Raw genomic sequence first — 19,284 nt, 5'->3', positions numbered from 1 at the left:
GGGAACCTCGGCGGGCCTTTCGCCGTTGGAGCATGCAGACGGGTGCGCCAGCCGTCCCGTGCGGCTCCGCGCGACAAAGCTGGGGTACCGTCAGAAGAACTGTCTTATCAAACTCACTATGGCAGGAGGGACGGGGCGACACCGCTCCGTATGGATGGACGTGAAGCGATACTTCCGTGGGCCGGTCATGTGGATCGTGCTGGCCGTCCTTGCCGTGGTCGTGTTGATGCAGGTCGTCGGCTCGTCCGGCGGCTACAAGACGGTGGACACCGGCCAGGTCATTGCAGCGATCAACGACAACAAGGTCGAGTCGGCCAAGCTCACCACCGGTGACGAGCAGACCATCAAGGTCACGCTCAAGGACGGCGAAAAGGTCAAGGACAGCTCGAAGATCCAGGCGAGCTACATCGGCGACCAAGGCGTGACCATTGCCAACACGCTGCAGACCAAGTACCAGGACAAGCAGATCCCGGACGGATACACAGTCTCGCCGACGAAGCAGAACGCCTTCGTCGGGATCCTGCTGTCCCTGCTCCCCTTCGTCCTCATCGTGGTCGTCTTCCTGTTCCTGATGAATCAGATGCAGGGCGGCGGCTCCCGAGTCATGAACTTCGGGAAGTCCAAGGCCAAGCTCATCACCAAGGACACCCCGAAGACGACTTTCGCCGACGTCGCGGGCTCGGACGAGGCCGTCGAGGAACTCCACGAGATCAAGGAGTTCCTCCAGGAACCGGCGAAGTTCCAGGCCGTCGGCGCCAAGATCCCCAAGGGCGTACTCCTGTACGGCCCGCCCGGTACCGGCAAGACGCTCCTCGCGCGCGCCGTCGCCGGCGAAGCGGGCGTCCCCTTCTACTCGATCTCCGGTTCCGACTTCGTCGAGATGTTCGTCGGTGTCGGTGCCTCCCGGGTCCGTGACCTCTTCGAACAGGCCAAGGCGAACGCCCCGGCGATCGTCTTCGTCGACGAGATCGACGCGGTCGGCCGCCATCGCGGCGCCGGCCTCGGCGGTGGTCACGACGAGCGCGAGCAGACGCTGAACCAGCTGCTCGTCGAGATGGACGGCTTCGACGTGAAGGGCGGCGTGATCCTCATCGCCGCCACGAACCGTCCCGACATCCTCGACCCCGCGCTGCTGCGCCCCGGCCGCTTCGACCGCCAGATCGCGGTCGACCGCCCGGACATGCAGGGCCGTCTGGAGATCCTCAAGGTTCACCAGAAGGGCAAGCCGGTCGCTCCGGACGTCGACCTGTCGGCCGTCGCCCGCCGTACTCCGGGCTTCACCGGCGCGGACCTGTCGAACGTGCTGAACGAAGCGGCGCTCCTCACGGCGCGCAGCGACAAGAAGCTCATCGACAACCACTCGCTGGACGAGGCCATCGACCGCGTCGTGGCGGGCCCGCAGAAGCGGACCCGGATCATGTCGGACAAGGAAAAGAAGATCACCGCGTACCACGAGGGCGGCCACGCCCTGGTCGCGGCGGCTTCCCCGAACTCCGACCCGGTCCACAAGATCACGATCCTGTCGCGCGGGCGGGCCCTCGGTTACACGATGGTCCTGCCGGACGAGGACAAGTACTCGACCACGCGCAACGAGATGCTCGACCAGCTGGCCTACATGCTGGGCGGTCGCGCTGCCGAGGAACTGGTCTTCCACGACCCGACCACCGGCGCCGCGAACGACATCGAGAAGGCCACCGCCACGGCCCGCGCGATGGTCACCCAGTACGGCATGACCGAGCGACTGGGCGCGATCAAGTTCGGCGGCGACAACACCGAGCCGTTCCTCGGCCGTGAGATGGCTCACCAGCGCGACTACTCGGAAGAGGTCGCCGCGCTGGTGGACGAGGAAGTCAAGAAGCTCATCGAGACGGCGCACAACGAGGCCTGGGAGATCCTGGTCGAGAACCGCGACGTCCTCGACAACCTGGTGCTTCAGCTGCTCGAGAAGGAGACGCTGAACAAGGAGCAGATCGCCGAGGTCTTCTCCGCCATCGTCAAGCGCCCGGCCCGGCCCGCCTGGACCGGTTCCTCGCGGCGCACGCCGTCCACCCGTCCGCCGGTGCTCTCCCCCCGGGAGCTCGCACTGACGAACGGCGCCAACGGCGCGACGCCGGCGATCTCCACGGCGAAGTCCACCGCGGTGGAGCCCACCCCGGTGACCGAGCCGGCCCCGGAGGACCGCCCCGAGAGCTGATCCGGCTCCCGGGCGCCCCACCAGGCCCGGAATGGATGCCGCGCCCCCCAGGTTCTAGCCTGGGGGGCGCGGCATTTTTCGTCCGATGTCTTCCATGCCGCGATGAGGCGCGTGACCCACACGCGTGACCCGCACAGGAACGAGGCACCACATGACCGACCCCGTGACGCTGGACGGCGAGGGCGCCATCGGCGAGTTCGACGAGAAGCGCGCCGAGAACGCCGTACGCGAGCTGCTGATCGCGGTCGGCGAGGACCCGGACCGCGAGGGCCTCCGGGAGACCCCGGCACGGGTGGCGCGGGCGTACAGGGAGATATTCGCGGGGCTGTGGCAGCAACCCGAGGACGTGCTGACGACCACCTTCGACCTCGGGCACGACGAGATGGTGCTCGTGAAGGACATCGAGGTGTTCAGCACCTGTGAACACCATCTGGTGCCGTTCAGGGGCGTCGCCCATGTCGGCTACATCCCGTCCACCAGCGGGAAGATCACCGGGCTGTCCAAGCTGGCCCGTCTCGTGGACGTCTACGCACGCCGTCCCCAGGTACAGGAACGTCTCACCACGCAGATCGCCGACTCTCTGATGGAGATCCTGGAGCCGCGTGGCGTGATCGTCGTCATCGAGTGCGAGCACATGTGCATGTCCATGCGGGGCATCCGCAAGCCCGGCGCCAAGACCATCACCTCGGCGGTGCGGGGACAGCTGCGGGACGCGGCGACGCGCAACGAGGCGATGAGCCTGATCATGGCGCGCTGACGGGGCCTGCGCTCACCGGGAAGGCGTCACGCCGGTGACGCCACCCCTTTGTCGTGATCGTCGTCCTCGGGGAGCTTGCAGACGCGCTCCAGGAAGATGGCCGCCGCTATGACAGCGATGCCCGCCAGGACCGAGAAACCGGCGTAGATGGCCTGGTCGCGGCGGGCGGGGATGTCCAGGGACTCCAGCAGGAAGACGCCCGTCCCGCCGTACATGCCGGAGACGAGGGCGGCCACCAGGGCGCTGGACTGGGCGAACACGACCGCGCGGGCCGCCATCAGCGGGTCGACGCCCTTCGCCTCGGGGCGGCGCTCACGCTGGGCCTTGAGCCGGGCGCGCAGCGACAGCGCGGTGGCCGTGAGCACCACGGCGATCAGGGCGAGGACGATGGGCGCGGCCAGCGGGACGCTGGGGAGGGTCCCGATCGAGTTCCACAGGCGGGCTCCGGCCCAGGACAGGATCGCGGCCACGCCGAACACGCCGGCCAGCACCCTGATGCGCAGTTCTCTCACGGTGTCCCTTCAACTCCCCCGAGCCCGCGGGCATGGACATCCCGCGGGCAGTGGTCCTGTCGACCTTAACGACTACTCGGGCAGGTGGAGTTCCAGGTCCTTGCGTGCCGCGACGCCCTCGCGGGTCACGGTGTCGAGCAGACCGGCGACCGTGCCGCGGCCGGGCAGCTGGGCCTCGGGTTCCACGTCGTGCCAGGGGGCGAGGACGAAGGCGCGTTCGTGGGCGCGGGGGTGGGGGAGGGTGAGGTGCGGATCGTCGTCCACGACGTCGGCGTACGCGACGATGTCGACGTCGAGCGTGCGCGCGCCCCAGCGCTCGTCGCGCACCCGGTGGAAGGCCTCCTCGACCGCGTGCGCCCGCTCCAGCAGCGAGGACGGCGGGAGGGTCGTCTTCAGCACCACCACCGCGTTGAAGTACGAGGGCTGGCTGCCGGGCTCGACGCCCCAGGGCTCCGTCTCGTACACCGGGGAGACGGCCTTGATGCGGACCCCGGGGGTGTCCTCGAGGGCGTCGATGGCGCCCTGGAGGGTCTCCAGGCGGTTGCCCAGGTTGGAGCCGAGGGCGATCACGGCCCGCTGGGGATTGTGCAGGGTGGTGTCGGCGGCGTCGACCTTCTCCACGACGGAGGCGGGTACCGGCTGTACGGTCGGGTCGCTGTGACCCTCGGTGAAGAACGCGGTCATGCTCGGCTCCGGATGATGGTGACGGTCACGTCGTCGAAGGGGACCGTGATCGGCGCGTCCGGTTTGTGGACGCAGACCTCGACCTTCTGGACCCCTTCGTGCTTCAGACAGGCCTGGGCGATGCGCTCGGCGAGCGTCTCGATGAGGTCGACGGGATCGCCCTGGACGACGGCGACGACCTCCTCCGCCACGATGCCGTAGTGGACGGTCTTCGCCAGGTCGTCGTCGGCCGCGGCCGGTCGGGTGTCCAGGCCCAGGACGAGGTCCACGATGAAGGTCTGGCCCTCCTCGCGTTCCTTGGGGAACACGCCGTGGTACCCGCGGGCCTTCAGGCCGCGCAGCGCGACACGATCCACGCGAATCACTCCTGCAGTCGTCGGTTTCGGCCGGTGCGTCCGGGTGCGGGCGGCACCCCGGCCTCGAACGAATCTACCCGCGAGCACTGACGGACCCGGGCTCCGGCCACGGTGGCCCGGGCCGGAGTCAGGACTTTTCACCGGGTGTTTCCCTGCGGGAACCCGGCTGCTCACGGGCTGGTAGCCGCCCCTACCCACGGTTCGTGATTCCAACCACTTCTTGGTCCCTGTGGGGCATCTCGGGGCCTCCTGCCCCCTTCCTGTGGTCCGCCTACCCGCTCAGGAGGGGGTCTCGTCACTCTCGGGCTCTTCGGGACCGTCGGCTTCGTCGTTCTCCGTCAGCACCGGGGAGGCGTGGTGCGACCACAGCTTCCATCCGTCGGAGGTGCGACGGAACACGTTCGTGGCGACCACCAGCTGGCCGACGAGCGGCCCGAGCTCCTCGCCGTCCTCCGGCGCCGGGCCGCCGCTGAGGATGTTCTCGGTGCAGTTCACCAGTGCCGTGTCGCCGGTGACGGAGACATGCACGTCGGTGAGGAAGAACTGGATGTAGTCGGTGTTCGCCATGATCAGCGCGTACGACCGCAGCACGTCGCCCCGGCCGGTGAGCACGGGCCAGCCCGGGTGCACGCAGGAGATCACGCCGACGTCCGCCGGGTCGTGGTAGGTCTCGTCCACGCCCAGGTCGGCCGGGGTGAGCCAGAGCGCGGACACCCCGTCGAAGTCGCCTTGCTCCAAGGCCTCGTAGAAGGCGGTGTTGGCGGCCTCGACCTGCTCGACGTCGGTGTGGGGGGCGCTCACCGGACTCCTTCTGCGCCGCTCGGGCCGTGTCCGCCGCGGCGTGCGTCCGGGGGCGCGGGTTCGCCCGTGGCGGTGTCCGCCGGGCGTGGTGCGCCCGCGCCGGGCGCGCTGCCTTCCTCGCGCGCCCCCTCCACGGCACGGGCGACCCGTACCGCGTCCGCCGTCGCGCGCACCTCGTGCACGCGGACCGCCCAGGCGCCTGCCTCCGCCGCGAGGGCCGAGACGGCGGCGGTGGCGGCGTCGCGCTCGCGTGCGGGCGGCGGCGCGCCCTCCGGGCCGGCCAGGACACGCCCGAGGAACCGCTTTCGGGAGGCCGCGACGAGCAGCGGGTGACCGAGGGCGTGCAGCCGGTCGAGGTGGGCCAGCAGGGCGAGGTCCTGATCGGCCTCCTTGGAGAAGCCGAGACCCGGGTCGACGACGATGCGGTCGGGGGAGACGCCGCCCGCCAGGACGGCCTCCACGCGCGCGTGGAGCTCGTCCACGACCTCGGCGACGACATCGGTGTAGACGCCTCTGACGTTGCCGCCCTCGAGGAAGCCGCGCCAGTGCATGACGACGAAGGGGGCGCCCGTGTCCGCGACGGCCGGGATCATCGCCGGGTCGGCGAGGCCGCCGCTGACGTCGTTGACGAGGGCGGCACCGGCCGCGAGGGCCCGGGCGGCGACGGAGGCGCGCATCGTGTCGACGGAGACGACCACACCCTCGGAGGCGAGACCGCGGACCACGGGGATGACCCGGCGAAGCTCCTCGGTCTCGTCGACCCGGCTGGCGCCGGGGCGGGTGGACTCGCCGCCGACGTCCACGAGGTCCGCGCCCTCGGCGACGAGGTGGAGGCCGTGCTTGACGGCGGCCGTCGTGTCGAACCAGCGGCCGCCGTCGGAGAAGGAGTCGGGGGTCACGTTGACGACTCCCATGACCGCGCAGCGGTCCCATTCCGGAAGACCGACGACGCGCCCGCGTCCGCTCTGCTTGCTCATGCGTTCAGCGTAGGCCCAGCAGGGGGCCGTGCCGCGGTGCGGCCCGGGTGGAAGCCCCGGAGCCGGGCAGGGGCGCCACCGGGGCCTGTCTCGTGGCGCGGGCCCGATGCCCGCCGGGCCGGCATCGCCGCGCCTACGCCGCGCGTACGTCTCTCTCCGCCACCGCGTGCGTGCACACGCGTGCCGCTGTGGAGCGGCGGCGCAGGAAGCGCGGCAGCGGGAGGGCGAGGCTGACGAAGCCTTCGGCCTGCATGGCGGCGAAGCCGATGCGGGGAAGGTCGCCGGAGGCCCGGTAGACGACGAAGCGGGGCTCCCAGCGCGGCTGGAACTTGGCGTTGAACTTGTACAGCGACTCGATCTGGAACCAGCGGGACAGGAACACCAGCAGCCCGCGCCAGGCCCGCAGGACCGGGCCCGCGCCGATCTTCTCGCCGCGCGCCAGTGCCGAGCGGAACATGGCGAAGTTCAGCGACACGCGCGCGATGCCGAACTTCGGGGCGGCCTGGAGAGCGGCGACGATCAGGAGTTCGTTCATGCCCGGGTCGGCCGAGCGGTCGCGGCGCATCAGGTCCAGGGAGGCGCCGTCCGGGCCCCAGGGCACGAAGTGCAGGATCGCCTTCAGGTCGCCGTACTCGCCGGGGATCTCGTCGGCCTTGTGCGCGGTGGCGATGAGGCAGTCCCCGTCGGCGGCGTCACCGACGCGGCCCAGGGCCATCGAGAAGCCGCGCTCGGTGTCGGTGCCGCGCCAGTCCTCGGAGGCCCGCCGGATGCGCTCCAGTTCGGCCTCTCCGAGGTCACGGACGCGCCGTACCCGGGTCTCGTAACCGGCGCGTTCGATGCGTTTGACCATTTGGCGCACGTTGCGCATCGCGCGTCCGGCCAGGGAGAAATCCGCGACGTCCACCACCGCCTCGTCACCCAGCTCGAGCGCGTCGAGACCGGTCTCACGGGTCCAGACCTCGCCGCCCGTCTCCGAGCAGCCCATGACGGCGGGCGTCCAGGAGTGGGCCTTGGCCTCGTCCATGAAGCGTTCGATGGCGCCCGGCCAGGCCTCGACGTCGCCGATGGGGTCGCCGCTGGCGAGCATCACGCCGGAGACGACGCGGTAGGTCACCGCCGCCTTGCCGCTGGGCGAGAAGACCACGGCCTTGTCGCGGCGCAGTGCGAAGTGGCCCAGGGAGTCGCGGCGGCCGTGTTTGTCCAGCAGGGCACGCAGGCGTACCTCGTCCTCCTCCGTGAGGCGGGCGGCCGGGTGCTCGGGGCGGAAGGCGAGGTAGATCGTGGTGACCGCGGTGATCCAGCCGAGGGCGCCCAGGGAGAAGGCGACGGTCCAGGAGGTGTTGCCCTGGTAGTCGACCGGACCCTCGAAGCCGAAGAGGCCGTAGAGGACGTGCGTAATGCGATCGGCCAGGCTCGGGTCGCCGATCAGGCGCCGCGGGTGGACGCTGACGATGATCAGACCCAGACCGAGGGAACCGGCGCCCATGAGGACGAAGTTGGCGAGCGCGCGCCAGCGGCTGCGCGGGTCGGGCAGTGCCGCGAACTGGTCGCGGTGCAGCAGCAGCGGGACCAGGAGCGCGACCGAGATGAGCGCGCCCACGATCGAGTGCCGGTACACGAACTGGGCCACCGCGCCCGCCGGGAGCAGCACCACCGCCGCGCGCCACGCGCGCCGCTTGCCGCGCCTGAGGCCATGGGCGAGCAGCAGCAGCAGGACGCCGGCGCTGAGCGACAGCGCCGCGGCGAACGGCCCGAACGAGCCGGGCAGCACCTCGGCGAAGGTGTGCATACGACTGTGCCGGAACCGCGGGAAGACGCCTCCGGCGACATCCAGCAGGCCCACGAGGGCACAGGCGCGGGCGACCAGGGCAGGGACGGACTCGGGGCGCGGACCTCGCACTATCTGCCGCACCCGGCTTGATCGGTGCGGAACCCCGCCCGACATTTCCCCATCTTGAGTGACAGACATCGCATCCCGTAGTTCCGCGAGAGACCTTGGACCCGGGCCCGATTCGGGCATCCGGCGACATTGCGCCCTCTAGGACGGTGTCTTGAGGAGAGAGGTTCACTCGTCTTCTCAAAGCCACTGAAAAGGCGAAGGAAAGTCCGGGACAAGCCCTCGCGAAGGAGTCGGGGGAGCGGGCGTGATCCCGGACGGAGAGCAGGCAGGAAACCACCGCATGGGGCTCACGAGCGACAAAACGCTGCTGCTGTCAGTGCTGTTCGCCTTACTGCTGTTCGTCGGCACGGTCTGGCAGTGGCCGCGCCTTGCCCGAACCGGCTGGCGGGCCGTCAGCGGGCGGGTCGGGCTGCTGCTCGCCACCCAGTTGGCGCTGTTCGTCTCCGTGGGGCTGACCGCCAACCAGGCGTTCGGCTTCTACGCCAGCTGGGCGGATCTGTTCGGCCGGGAGACGGACCAGGGCGTGGTCGTCGACCACGCGGCGGGCGGCGCCCCGGCGGGGCCGCTGCGGGTGGTCGACACCCGGCGCGTGGACGGTGGCGGCAGCCCGCGTCCGCAGTACGGCGGACAGATCCAGAAGGTCGCCGTCGACGGACGTACGACACACATAGCCACGCCGGCGTACGTGTACCTGCCGCCGGAGTACTTCGACCCGCAGTACCGCACGCGTACGTTCCCCGCGGCCGTCGTCCTCACGGGCTACCCCGGAACGGCGGAGGCGCTGGTGGACAAGCTGCACTACCCGCGTACCGCGCGGCAGCTCGCCAAGGACGGGCGCATGCAGCCGATGATCCTGGTGATGATGCGGCCGACGGTGGCGCCGCCGCGCGACACCGAGTGCGTGGACATCCCGGGCGGCCCGCAGACCGAGTCGTTCTTCGCCAAGGACTTGCCGGACGCCGTGACGGCCCACTACCGGGTGACCAGGAAGCCCGGCAGCTGGGGCATCATCGGCGACTCCACGGGCGGCTACTGCGCGCTGAAGCTGGCGATGCACCACCCGGAGGTCTACGGGGCGGGCGCGGGCCTGTCGGCGTACTACAAGGCGCCGACCGATCCGACCACGGGCGACCTCTTCCACGGGAACGCGACCCTGCGCAACGAGGCGGATCTGCACTGGTTTCTGAAGAATCGTTCCGCTCCCGACACCTCGTTGCTCGTCACCAGCAGCAAGGTCGGAGAATCCAACTTCAAGGCCACGCAGAAGTTCATAGGGCTGGCGAAGGCCACGGGCAAGACCAGGATCTCGTCGATCATCCTGGAAAGCGGCGGGCACAACTTCAACACCTGGCGGCGGGAGATCCCGCCGACGCTCGAGTGGATCAGCGGGCGGTTGAGCGACGGGTGAGGGGCGCCCGACGGCGGGGGCCGGGCGGCGGGCGCCGAATGCCGAATGCCTGAGGCGGGGCGGCGGGCGTCGAATGCCGGGGCGGGGCGGCGGGCGTCGAAGAGGAGGCTGACGGGCGCCGCGGAGGGGTCTGACGGGCGTCGAAGAGGGGTCTGACGGGCATCGAAGGCCGGGTGTGCCGGGTGGCTCGGCCGGGGTTCATGAGGGCTGTTCGGGGCACCCCGGCAGGAAATGATCTTGCTTCTCGTCGAATTCCGTGACCGCGTTGTTTCCTGATGCCCTGTGAAGACTTGGGTATGGCCGTGTTTTTGCGGGGCGGGGCGCCAACATTCGCCTACGCGCGGTAAGTTTCTGGCCATGCCACGTGGACGTCACCGCCATTCCCCGCCTTTGCACAGGCTGCTGCCTCCCTCGGCAATCGCAGGCGTCTCCCTTGTCTGCGCCCTCGGCCCCTGGGTGTTCACGGAGCCGATGGCGCTCCGTGGTCTGGCCGCGGCCGCCGCGGCGACGGCGATCCTCGGCGCGTACGTGATGCGCCGCTGGGACGTGCAGGCCGGCAAGCAGGTCGCCGACCTGGCACGCGCGCGTGCCGGCGACGAGTGGCGCTACGAGGAACGGGTCGCCGAACTGGAGAGCGACCTCGACGAATCACGTGAGCTGCGCGTCAAGCTGGAGCAGCGCCTGCGGTCCAAGCGCACCGAACTGGCGGGCCTGCGCAACGAGCACGCCGCGCTGCTGCGCCGCTATGCCACGGCGGAGACCGAGCGGGCCAGCGCCCTGGAGGGCCGCCGGCTGCTCGAGATAGAAGCGGCGCCCACGCCCGCGCTGCCCGCCGCGCGCGCGGCGCAGGACGCGGAGCCGGCCGGCGCGGTCGTCGCGCGGGAGGCCGAGGACGTCGACGACACCAAGGACTCCGGGGGCACCGAAGGCACGGATGCCGTCGAGGCGTCGGCCGGAGCCGAGGAGTCGGCCGGGGAGGCCGTGTTCGACGACTCTGCCGACTCTGCCGACTCTGCCGATTCTGGCGACTCCGCCGGGTCCGGCGATGCCACCGCCGAGCCGGTCGCGGAGACCGGGGCGGCCGGGGAGAGCGCGGAGGCCGGGGAGACCGAGGAGGAGCCGACGGATTCGGCGGTCTTCTCGCCCGCGGGGTCCAAACTGTTCCTGCGGGCCCAGGCGGCGCTGGCCCGGTTCGACACCGACGGCGTCAAGGCCGCGAAGATCGAGGACCACGCCGAGGACGAGCCCGCGCGGGCGACTTCCGCGGACGTCGGCGCCACAGCCGTCGGCGGCGACGCGGAGGCCGCGCAGGAGGACGAAGCACAGGGGAAGCCCGAGGCGGTCGACGAGCACGCGCGCGCGGCCGCCCCCCACACGGTTGCCGAGGCCGAAACGGTGTCGGACGACCGGAGCGCGGACGACGAGAGTGCGGAGGACCAGGCCCCGGGTGACCGGGCCGCCGCCGCTGACGCGGACGACGCGGAGGAGAACGCCGCGGAGCCGGTGACTTCGGAAGCGGCCGTGGTCGGTTCGGAAGCAGCCGTGGTCGGTGAGCGTCTGGACCACGCGGAGACCGTGCGGCCCGCGCCGCCGGTGTACTCCGCCCCCGTCAGCGCCCCCACCGGCGCCTCCGCCCCGTCCGCCACCGCGGCCGGTGCGCTCGTCCCCCGTCCCGCCGGCGCCGTGCAGCGCCGCCCCTCCGGCCACTTCGCCGTGCCGACCGCCGTGGCCGTCGTACCGGCCGCGCAGCCCGTACGGCGTCCGACGGCCGAGGGAGGCTTCGACTTCTTCGGTACGAAGAGCGCGTCGGCGCCCTACGCCCTGGAGGCGGTGCAGAACGAGGACCTGGCCGATGTCGTCGGTCAGGAGGCCCTCGCCCTGCACAAGGCCGAGTCCGAGGCGGAGTTCAAGCCGCTGGACGAGGCGGCGCGCGGTGTGGGCCAGGTGATCGACCTGACAGCCCACGACGAGACGGAGCACATCGACCTTCAGGGACTGCGCAGCGCCGTCTCCTGAGGTGTCCTACGCCATCCACCGGTCGGACCGGGCGTCCAGGCGCCCGGTCCGTGACCGTTCGGCCTGGCTCCGGAGCAGCTCCGCGGCCTCCTGTGCGTCCCGCAGCCGGGCTGTGACGGTCTTGTCGGCCCCCGTGTCCACATGGACGTCCGCGAGCCGCCAGAGGCGCTGCCAGGGCCCCTGTGTCAGTCGCACGCTCTGGACCTTGGCGTGCGGGACGAGCGCCAGGCTGCGGCGCAGCAGTCCGTGCCGGGTGGCGAACACCGCGTCCGTGACGGCGATCCCGTAGCCCCGCCACCACAGCGGAACGCACCGCCCGGCCCGCCGCGGCGGCCGCGACAGCGAGGTCCCGGCCGGGACGCTCACCCCGGGCAGTACGCGCGTCACGACGGCCTCCGCGGCCTCGCGCGGGGCGACCGGCACGAGTACGGAGTTGGCCGAGCCGGCCACGTCGAGCTCGACCCGGACCCACCCGCGCCGCCGCCACAGCAGCGGCTGCACGATCCGTACGGTCTGCACCCGCCCGGGCGGCACCGTCTCGTGCGTACGGTCCAGCAGCCCATGGTCGATCCGCAGCCCGTCCGGCGACTCGCCGACCGTCCAGTCGTACTCGCCGACGAACCGCCCCACGCTGCTCGCGCCCGCCGCGCCGAGCAGCGGCACGCCGGTCGCGAGGACCGTCCACACGCTGTGGGTGGCCAGCCACAGCAGCGGTGGCACGACGAGCGCGGCGACCAGCGCGCCCCAGGTCGCGCCGGTCAGTACCAGCGCGATCGCGAGTTCGCGCGGCGGTACGCGCAGCAGCTCGCGCGCGGGCGCCTCGCCCACCTCGTGCGCCGTCTCCGGCGCGAAACCCGCCGCCCGCGCGAGCAGCTCAGCCCGCAGCACCCGGGCCTCCTCCTCGCCCAGGAAGGCGAGTTCGTCCTTCTTCTCGGCGCCGACCACGTCGAGCCGGAGCTTCGCGACGCCCGCGATCCGCGCGAGCAGCGGCTGACTGACGTCGATCGCCTGGATGCGCTCCAGCCGGATGTGCGCGGCGCGCCGGAACAGCAGGCCGGTCCGGATGCGCAGTTCGCTGTCGGTCACCGAGAAATGGGTGAACCACCAGGTCAGAAAGCCGTAGAGGGAAGCCGCGGGGACGAGGACGGCGAGCGAGATCAGCAGGGTCGTGGTGGTCAGCCGGGTCAGCTGCTCCTGCGCCTGGTTGGGGTCGTGCACGGCCCACCCGACGAGGACCGCGATCGGCGCCCACGCCCGCCGGAACGGTGTGACGGGGTGCAGTCGTCGTTCGGTGACGGGCCGTTCGGGGTGGGTGCCGGGAGGGTCCGGTGTACCCGCTGTCTCCGCCGGCTCCGGGGTGTCCGCAATGTTCGCTTTCTCTGCGGTGTCCGCAGTGTTCGCGGCCTCCGCTGTGGCGGGTACGTCGGGTACGCCGTCCTCGACGCCCGGGGTCGTCACAGCCCCGCCGATCGGGCCTCGCCGAGTTGGGTGAGCCGGTCGCGCAGCCGTTCCGCCTCGGCCGGGTCCAGGCCCGGGATGGTCGCGTCGGTCGCGGCGGCCGCGGTGTGCAGCTGGACGCTGGCCAGGCCGAAGTGCCGTTCGACGGGCCCGGAGGTGACCTCGACGAGCTGCATACGCCCGTACGGCACCACGGTCTCCTCCCGCCACAGCACGCCCCGGCTGATCAGCAGGTCGTCGGCCCGCTCGGCGTACCGCCAGGAGTGCCAGTTGCGGCCGAGCAGCACCCAGCCCCATCCGATGCCGGCCAGGGGCAGCAGCGCGAACGCGGCCCACGCGGGGCCGACGAGCAGCCCGAGCAGCAGCCCGGCGCCGACGGCCGCCAGCCCCAGCCACACCACCAGCAACAGCCGCCGCATCCGCAACAGTCCCGGCGGCAGTCCGATCCACTCCGGTCCGGCCGCCGTCGTCCCCACGCCACCCGGGCTCCCCGTTTCCATACCGTCAGCGTACGGAGCGGAGCACGTAGGGGAGACTGTGCCCATGACTCCTACGACGGAGACCACGGTCGGGATCGGCGGTGCCGCGGAGAGCACCGACATGGTGCTCAACATCGGCCCCCAGCACCCCTCCACGCACGGTGTGCTGCGGCTGCGGCTCGTCCTGGACGGCGAGCGCATCCGGCAGGCGGAACCGGTGATCGGCTACATGCACCGCGGCGCGGAGAAGCTGTTCGAGGCGCGTGACTACCGCCAGATCATCATGCTGGCCAACCGCCACGACTGGCTGTCGGCCTTCTCGAACGAGCTGGGCGTGGTCCTCGCGGTGGAGCGGATGCTCGGCATGGAGGTCCCCCCGCGCGCGGTGTGGACCCGTACCCTGCTCGCCGAGCTGAACCGGGTGCTGAACCACCTGATGTTCCTGGGGTCGTACCCCCTGGAGCTGGGCGGCATCACGCCGGTCTTCTACGCCTTCCGTGAGCGCGAAGTGCTCCAGAACGTGATGGAGGAGGTCTCCGGCGGGCGCATGCACTACATGTTCAACCGCGTCGGCGGCCTCAAGGAGGACCTGCCGGCCGGATGGGCCGCACGCGCGCGTGGCGCCGTCGCCGCCGTGCGCTCGCGCATGGACGTCTTCGACGATCTGGTGGTCGGCAACGAGATCTTCCGGGGGCGCACGCGGGACGTGGGAACGCTCGCGCCGGAGTACGTGCACGCGTACGGCGTGAGCGGGCCGATCGCGCGCGCCTCGGGTGTCGACTTCGACCTGCGCCGGGACGAGCCCTATCTCGCGTACGGGGAGCTGCGGGACACCCTCAAGGTGGTGACCCGGACCGAGGGCGACTGTCTCGCGCGCTTCGAGTGCCTCCTGGAGCAGACGTACAACGCGCTCGACCTCGCGGACGCCTGTCTGGACCGTCTCGCGGAGCTGCCGCCCGGTCCGATCAACCAGCGGCTCCCGAAGGTCCTCAAGGCGCCCGAGGGGCACACGTACGCGTGGACCGAGAACCCCCTCGGCATCAACGGCTACTACCTCGTCAGCAAGGGCGAGAAGACCCCGTACCGGCTGAAGCTCCGCTCGGCCTCGTACAACAACATCCAGGCGCTGACCGAACTGCTGCCGGGCACCCTCGTCTCGGACATGGTGGCGATCCTCGGGTCGATGTTCTTCGTGGTGGGGGACATCGACAAGTAGGCCGGGCGGCGGCCGGGGCATGCCGCGGGCGGTCAGCCGGTTTGGGCTTCCGGGTCGAGCGGGTGGGGAATTCCGACCGGCTGGAGCAGCCATCCGAAGTCGCCCAGTCCGCCCGGCGCGAGGAGCTCCGCGGCCTCTCCGGCGCTCGAGAGGGCGCGCACGTACGCGGAGGGGTCCGTGGACGCCAGCGCCAGCGGGGGGCGCGCGCCGGCGATGCCCAGGGCGCGCAGCGCGGCGCGTTGGGTGAGCAGGCGCGCGCCGACGGCAGCCCGCGCCGTGCCCTTCGCCGCCGTCGCTCCCGCCTCCGCGCACGCGTCCAGCGCGACGTGGGCCGTGATGTCGCAGGAACCGTCCGGCACGGGTGCCGTCTCGCGCCCCTCCCGGAAGCCGGTGAGCGTTCCGAACGGGGGGCGCGCGTCCGCCGTGTGCGCGTAGTCCACCGCCACCGCGAGCCCGCCCTCGAGGCACGAGACGGCGGACGCCCAGGCCGTGTCCCGGGGCAGCCCGATCTCCGCGCGCAGCCCCTCCTCGCCCGCCGTCGGCCACCACCGCGCGAGCCACTCCGCCTCCGCGCCGGACACCCCCTCGCCGAGCCGCTCGGCCCCGGTGTCCCGGACGAGCACCAGCCGCGCCACGCCCGCGGAGTCGACCTCCGCGACCTCGACGGGCACGTTGTCCAGCCACTCGTTGGCGAACAGCAGCCCGGTGAGCTGCCGTGGAGGCTCGGGGAGCCACGCGATCCGATGAGCGAGGCCCGCGGGGCGGTCGGCGAGTTCGACGGCGTACGCGCGTGTGCGTGCCGCCACCTCGGCGGGGAGCGCGGCCAGCACTCCGGTGACCAGTTCGCCCCGCCCGGCCGCCATGTCGACGAAGTCGAGCGAGGAGGGCCGGCCCAGCGCCTCGTCGACCCGGCACAGCAGCCGGGCCACGGCAGCGGCGAACAGCGGCGACGCGTGCACGGACGTACGGAAGTGTCCGGCCGGGCCCTCGGAGCGCCGGTAGAAGCCGCCCGTTCCGTCCACGCCGTACAGCGCCGCCTGCGTCGCCGCCCGCCAGCCGCGCCACCCGCCCGAGCCCGTCACCTTGTCCACCACCCGGTCAGACTAGGCGTACAGGTGATCACGGCATCCACCTTGCGGAGTACGCGCGCCCGGACCGGATCGGTCCTCCGGTTGACCCTGCACGCATCGGGCTTCCCTACGCTGGGTTACGTGCAGCGCCTCTATGACTTCCTCCGCAGACACCCGACCGGGGTTGACGGCTTCTGGGCCCTCGTCCTGTTCGGGATCTCCGCGGCTGCCGGAACCGCGGGCCAGGACCGCGGCGGCACCGACTCCATGGCGCTGCTGGTGCCGGTCGTGTTCCTGTTGTGCCTGGTCATCGCCATGCGTCGGCGTATGCCCGAGCAGATGCTCGTGCTTGCCGCGGCGCTCGGACTGGCCCAGCTGGTGCTGAACGTCGGGGTCACGGCGGCCGACTTCTCCCTGCTGGTGATCGTCTACACGGTCGCCGCGACCGGCGCCCGCTGGGCCTCCCGCCTCGCACTGGTCATGGCGCTGAGCGCGGCCACCCTGGCGCAGGTGCGCTGGCCGCACGAGAACGCGAGCGTGCCGGGCCAGGTCGCGGTCATCGTCTTCCAGACGGTGCCGTTCGCCCTCGCCTGGGTGCTGGGCGACTCCATTCGCACCCGTCGCGCGTACTTCGCGCAGCTGGAGGAGCGCGCGGCCCGCCTGGAGAAGGAGCGCGAGGCGCAGGCGAAGGTCGCGGTCGCCGCCGAGCGCGCCCGTATCGCGCGGGAGCTGCACGACGTCGTCGCGCACAACGTGTCGGTGATGGTGGTGCAGGCCGACGGTGCCGCCTATGTCCTCGACGCCGCACCCGACCAGGCGAAGAAGGCCCTGGAGACGATCTCCTCCACGGGTCGCCAGGCCCTCGCCGAGATGCGCCGCCTGCTGGGCGTACTGCGCACCGGCGAGCACCAGGAGGGCGGCGAGTACGTGCCGCAGCCCGACGTCGAGCAGATCGAGGACCTCGTCGAGCAGTGCCGCGGCTCGGGCCTGCCGGTGGACTTCAAGGTCGAGGGCACGCCGCGGCCGCTGCCCAGCGGCGTCGAGCTGACGGCGTACCGGATCGTGCAGGAGGCGCTGACCAACACGCGCAAGCACGGGGGGCCCAACACCGGCGCGAGCGTGCGCCTGGTCTACTTCGACGACGGTCTCGGCCTGCTCGTCGAGGACGACGGCAAGGGCGCCCCGCACGAGCTGTACGAGGAGGGTGGCGCCGACGGCGCGGGTCACGGCCTGATCGGCATGCGCGAGCGCGTCGGCATGGTGGGCGGAACCCTGGACGCGGGCCCGCGGCCCGGCGGAGGATTCCGCATCAGCGCTCTGCTCCCGCTCAAACCCGCGCACTGAAGCCGACGCACGCCCTGGTGACACCTGTCACGCCCCCCGACGCACTCGCACCGGCCGACGAAAACCGAAGAAACAAAAGAGACAGAAGAAACGGAAGAGGACTCGATGACGATCCGCGTGATGCTCGTCGACGACCAGGTGCTGCTGCGCACCGGGTTCCGGATGGTGCTCGCCGCCCAGCCGGACATGGAGGTCGTGGCGGAGGCGGGCGACGGAGTCGAGGCCCTCCAGGTGGTGCGTTCCACGGCGGTCGACGTCGTGCTCATGGACGTCCGTATGCCGAAGCTGGACGGCGTGGAGGCCACCCGGCGCATCTGTGCCGAGGCCGAACCGCCCAAGGTGCTGATCCTGACCACCTTCGACCTGGACGAGTACGCGTTCTCCGGGCTGAAGGCGGGTGCCTCCGGGTTCATGCTCAAGGACGTGCCGCCGGGCGAGCTCCTCGCCGCCATCCGCTCCGTGCACAGCGGCGACGCGGTGGTCGCCCCGTCCACCACCCGCCGCCTTCTGGACCGGTTCGCGCCGATGCTGCCCACCACCGGCAGGGAGCCCCGCCACAAGGAGCTGGAGCGCCTCACGGAGCGGGAGCGCGAGGTCATGGTGCTGGTCGCCCAGGGGCTGTCCAACGGGGAGATCGCGGCCCGGCTGGTGCTGTCCGAGGCGACCGTGAAGACCCACGTGGGCCGCATCCTGACCAAGCTGGGGCTGCGCGACCGGGTCCAGGTGGTGGTCCTCGCGTACGAGACGGGCATCGTCCGGGCCGGCGGCCACGGCTGACCCGCACCGGCCCGTGCGGCCTCCACGGGGCGCCGACGGCTAGCGGAGCATTCCCTCCAGGAAGTCGCTGCCCAGCCGGGCCACCACCGTCACGTCGAGCTGGTGCAGTACATAGCGACCGCGCCGACGGGTGGTGAGCAGGCCCGCCTTCTTCAGGACGGCGAGGTGCCGGGATATCTCGGGGGCCGTCATGCCGTGCACCTGGGCCAGCTCGGTCGTGGTGTACGCACTGCGGGCCAGCAGACGGCAGATCCGCATCCGCACGGGATGGGACAGCGCCTTCATCCGCAGCGTCAGCTGCTCCACCGAGGACGGCGAGGCCAGCTCCGGCGAGCCGACCGGGTAATGCAGCACCGGCTGCCAGCCGTACCGGTGCAGCACCATCAGGTGCGGCCAGCCGAGGCTCGTCGGCACCAGCAGCAGGCCGCCGTCCCCGGTGGCGCTGCGGCCCTGGACCAGCTTGTCCACGGTGATCCGCGCGGCGTCCACGTCGAGCGTCACCGCCGAGGACACCGAGGCGAGTGCCTCCGCCAGGCCCTTGCGGCGCAGAAGATCCGTCTTGTAGCGGGCGTCCGTGGCGAGAGGGAGGCGCACCCGGGCCCAGACGTCGGCGAAGAACGCCTCGTCGCAGTCCTCCAGGAACTGCCTCAGCCACGCACGCACGCGGGGTGGGTCGTCCAGCAGCCGCTGAGTGAACCGCACCTGCCGCGGCCCGCGCGTGGCGGCCAGCTCGAAGGCGCGCCTGCGCAGCTTCGCGTCGGCGAGCACGCTGGCGCTCGGCACGTCGTACCCGGGCGCGCAGGTGAACTCCAGGGCGGAGTCCACGAACTGCTCGTCCGTCAGCTTGTCCAGGAGATCGAGTTCCTCGGCGAGCGTGGCCCCGGGGAGCGTGCTTCTGCCCGGGATGCCCGCGTACGGCAGGAAGATGTCCGAGAACGTCGTCCGCCACAGGAAGTCGGCCTCGCACATCCGGTCCGCCAGATGCGAGTCGAGCCCGGCGGTCACGCCGGTGACCCAGCCCTGAAGGCCGGGATGGTGCCCCGGCTCGGACAGCGCGTGCAGCGCCATGCCGAGCTCGGCCAGGGGCGAGGGCACGACCGCGACCCTCTCCGGCCGCAGCCCCGCGATGTCGATGCTCAGGCTCATGCCCTCATGGTGCACCGCGCCACCGACAACGCGGTCCTCGATTGACGGCCGCCGTCAATCGACGCGACGCCGGGCGTCGGCCGGGCGCAGCCTGAAGAGGCCGGGGCAGCCGCGGAACAGGCCTCAGAACTCCTTTCCGCCTGTCCTGCCCTGCCCGGACCACGACCGGGCGCGGCCATGTCCGGGCAC

17 protein-coding genes are annotated in these 19,284 nt (G+C 71.6%); 7 read left to right on the top strand and 10 right to left on the bottom strand.

All coding sequences use genetic code 11. The annotated features are described in order from the left end of the window. The first annotated feature begins 154 nt into the window (after window positions 1–154). Together ftsH and folE are read left to right on the top strand one after the other, a co-directional pair. Window positions 155–2,194 carry an ATP-dependent zinc metalloprotease FtsH gene (gene ftsH / locus OHU34_RS18745; protein WP_020132504.1) on the top strand — a complete coding sequence of 680 codons (2,040 nt, stop codon included), beginning with the start codon at window positions 155–157 and terminating at the stop codon, window positions 2,192–2,194. Between the two features lie 151 nt (window positions 2,195–2,345). After that, window positions 2,346–2,951, top strand: coding sequence for a GTP cyclohydrolase I FolE (folE, locus tag OHU34_RS18740; RefSeq protein WP_142265545.1), 606 nt, complete (start codon window positions 2,346–2,348; stop codon window positions 2,949–2,951). Window positions 2,952–2,977: 26 nt separating this feature from the next. On the opposite strand, the gene OHU34_RS18735 is transcribed toward folE, so the two are convergent. The 6 genes from OHU34_RS18735 to OHU34_RS18710 form a co-directional block, all read right to left on the bottom strand. Beyond that, a complete protein-coding gene (locus OHU34_RS18735; protein ID WP_054241752.1) occupies window positions 2,978–3,463 on the bottom strand; it encodes a DUF3180 domain-containing protein in 486 nt (161 codons plus the stop codon). Window positions 3,464–3,535: 72 nt separating this feature from the next. Further along, window positions 3,536–4,147 (bottom strand): 2-amino-4-hydroxy-6-hydroxymethyldihydropteridine diphosphokinase, encoded by a 612-nt coding sequence (gene folK / locus OHU34_RS18730; protein ID WP_405767332.1) that lies wholly within the window; start codon window positions 4,145–4,147, stop codon window positions 3,536–3,538. Beyond that, window positions 4,144–4,503 (bottom strand): dihydroneopterin aldolase, encoded by a 360-nt coding sequence (gene folB / locus OHU34_RS18725; RefSeq protein WP_405767329.1) that lies wholly within the window; start codon window positions 4,501–4,503, stop codon window positions 4,144–4,146. Before folB ends, folK begins: the two co-directional genes overlap by 4 nt. A 279-nt stretch (window positions 4,504–4,782) precedes the next feature. Next, window positions 4,783–5,304: a nuclear transport factor 2 family protein gene (locus OHU34_RS18720; protein WP_142265547.1), complete on the bottom strand. Its 522-nt coding sequence runs from the start codon at window positions 5,302–5,304 to the stop codon at window positions 4,783–4,785. Further along, entirely contained in the window at window positions 5,301–6,281 is a 981-nt protein-coding gene (folP, locus tag OHU34_RS18715; RefSeq protein WP_142265548.1) for a dihydropteroate synthase, read from the bottom strand. The genes OHU34_RS18720 and folP overlap by 4 nt, the downstream gene beginning before the upstream one ends. A gap of 133 nt (window positions 6,282–6,414) precedes the next feature. Beyond that, window positions 6,415–8,226 (bottom strand): phosphatidylglycerol lysyltransferase domain-containing protein, encoded by a 1,812-nt coding sequence (locus OHU34_RS18710; RefSeq protein WP_142265549.1) that lies wholly within the window; start codon window positions 8,224–8,226, stop codon window positions 6,415–6,417. Between the two features lie 235 nt (window positions 8,227–8,461). On the opposite strand from OHU34_RS18710, the gene OHU34_RS18705 reads away from it, so the two are divergent. Both OHU34_RS18705 and OHU34_RS18700 read left to right on the top strand, forming a co-directional pair. After that, entirely contained in the window at window positions 8,462–9,589 is a 1,128-nt protein-coding gene (locus tag OHU34_RS18705) for an esterase family protein (protein WP_142265550.1), read from the top strand. 357 nt (window positions 9,590–9,946) lie between these two features. Next, window positions 9,947–11,605, top strand: coding sequence for a hypothetical protein (locus OHU34_RS18700; RefSeq protein WP_405767325.1), 1,659 nt, complete (start codon window positions 9,947–9,949; stop codon window positions 11,603–11,605). A 6-nt stretch (window positions 11,606–11,611) separates the two neighbouring features. Here the strand turns inward: OHU34_RS18700 and OHU34_RS18695 are convergent, their stop codons facing one another. Further along, window positions 11,612–12,886, bottom strand: coding sequence for a PH domain-containing protein (locus OHU34_RS18695; RefSeq protein ID WP_405772299.1), 1,275 nt, complete (start codon window positions 12,884–12,886; stop codon window positions 11,612–11,614). 173 nt (window positions 12,887–13,059) lie between these two features. Next, complete coding sequence (locus tag OHU34_RS18690) at window positions 13,060–13,563, bottom strand: PH domain-containing protein (protein ID WP_142265552.1); 504 nt, start codon at window positions 13,561–13,563, stop codon at window positions 13,060–13,062. A 43-nt stretch (window positions 13,564–13,606) separates the two neighbouring features. On the opposite strand from OHU34_RS18690, the gene OHU34_RS18685 reads away from it, so the two are divergent. Further along, on the top strand, window positions 13,607–14,758 hold the full coding sequence (locus OHU34_RS18685) for an NADH-quinone oxidoreductase subunit D (protein ID WP_142265553.1): 1,152 nt from the start codon (window positions 13,607–13,609) through the stop codon (window positions 14,756–14,758). Window positions 14,759–14,790: 32 nt separating this feature from the next. On the opposite strand, the gene OHU34_RS18680 is transcribed toward OHU34_RS18685, so the two are convergent. Then, window positions 14,791–15,852: an SAM-dependent methyltransferase gene (locus tag OHU34_RS18680; RefSeq protein ID WP_405767322.1), complete on the bottom strand. Its 1,062-nt coding sequence runs from the start codon at window positions 15,850–15,852 to the stop codon at window positions 14,791–14,793. Between the two features lie 117 nt (window positions 15,853–15,969). Between OHU34_RS18680 and OHU34_RS18675 the strand changes: the two genes are divergently transcribed. Together OHU34_RS18675 and OHU34_RS18670 are read left to right on the top strand one after the other, a co-directional pair. Then, a complete protein-coding gene (locus OHU34_RS18675) occupies window positions 15,970–17,172 on the top strand; it encodes a sensor histidine kinase (protein ID WP_142265555.1) in 1,203 nt (400 codons plus the stop codon). 105 nt (window positions 17,173–17,277) lie between these two features. Beyond that, entirely contained in the window at window positions 17,278–17,949 is a 672-nt protein-coding gene (locus OHU34_RS18670) for a response regulator transcription factor (RefSeq protein WP_362275869.1), read from the top strand. 39 nt (window positions 17,950–17,988) lie between these two features. On the opposite strand, the gene OHU34_RS18665 is transcribed toward OHU34_RS18670, so the two are convergent. Then, window positions 17,989–19,095 carry a DUF5937 family protein gene (locus OHU34_RS18665; RefSeq protein WP_142265556.1) on the bottom strand — a complete coding sequence of 369 codons (1,107 nt, stop codon included), beginning with the start codon at window positions 19,093–19,095 and terminating at the stop codon, window positions 17,989–17,991. Window positions 19,096–19,284 lie beyond the last annotated feature (189 nt).

It is taken from the genome of Streptomyces sp. NBC_00080, assembly GCF_045041255.1.
GTDB classification, from domain to species: domain Bacteria; phylum Actinomycetota; class Actinomycetes; order Streptomycetales; family Streptomycetaceae; genus Streptomyces; species Streptomyces coriariae.
Note: the sequence above shows the minus strand (reverse complement) of the source record. Positions and strands in the feature narration are given on the sequence as shown.

Coding starts and splice junctions, on each gene's coding strand:
- OHU34_RS18665 (WP_142265556.1), bottom strand. CDS start 19,095: ATGAGCCTGAGCATCGACATCGCGGGGCTGCGGCCGGAGAGGGTCGCG.
- ftsH (WP_020132504.1), top strand. CDS start 155: ATGGACGTGAAGCGATACTTCCGTGGGCCGGTCATGTGGATCGTGCTG.
- OHU34_RS18700 (WP_405767325.1), top strand. CDS start 9,947: ATGCCACGTGGACGTCACCGCCATTCCCCGCCTTTGCACAGGCTGCTG.
- folE (WP_142265545.1), top strand. CDS start 2,346: ATGACCGACCCCGTGACGCTGGACGGCGAGGGCGCCATCGGCGAGTTC.
- OHU34_RS18685 (WP_142265553.1), top strand. CDS start 13,607: ATGACTCCTACGACGGAGACCACGGTCGGGATCGGCGGTGCCGCGGAG.
- folK (WP_405767332.1), bottom strand. CDS start 4,147: ATGACCGCGTTCTTCACCGAGGGTCACAGCGACCCGACCGTACAGCCG.
- OHU34_RS18710 (WP_142265549.1), bottom strand. CDS start 8,226: ATGTCGGGCGGGGTTCCGCACCGATCAAGCCGGGTGCGGCAGATAGTG.
- OHU34_RS18670 (WP_362275869.1), top strand. CDS start 17,278: ATGACGATCCGCGTGATGCTCGTCGACGACCAGGTGCTGCTGCGCACC.
- OHU34_RS18705 (WP_142265550.1), top strand. CDS start 8,462: ATGGGGCTCACGAGCGACAAAACGCTGCTGCTGTCAGTGCTGTTCGCC.
- OHU34_RS18690 (WP_142265552.1), bottom strand. CDS start 13,563: ATGGAAACGGGGAGCCCGGGTGGCGTGGGGACGACGGCGGCCGGACCG.
- folP (WP_142265548.1), bottom strand. CDS start 6,281: ATGAGCAAGCAGAGCGGACGCGGGCGCGTCGTCGGTCTTCCGGAATGG.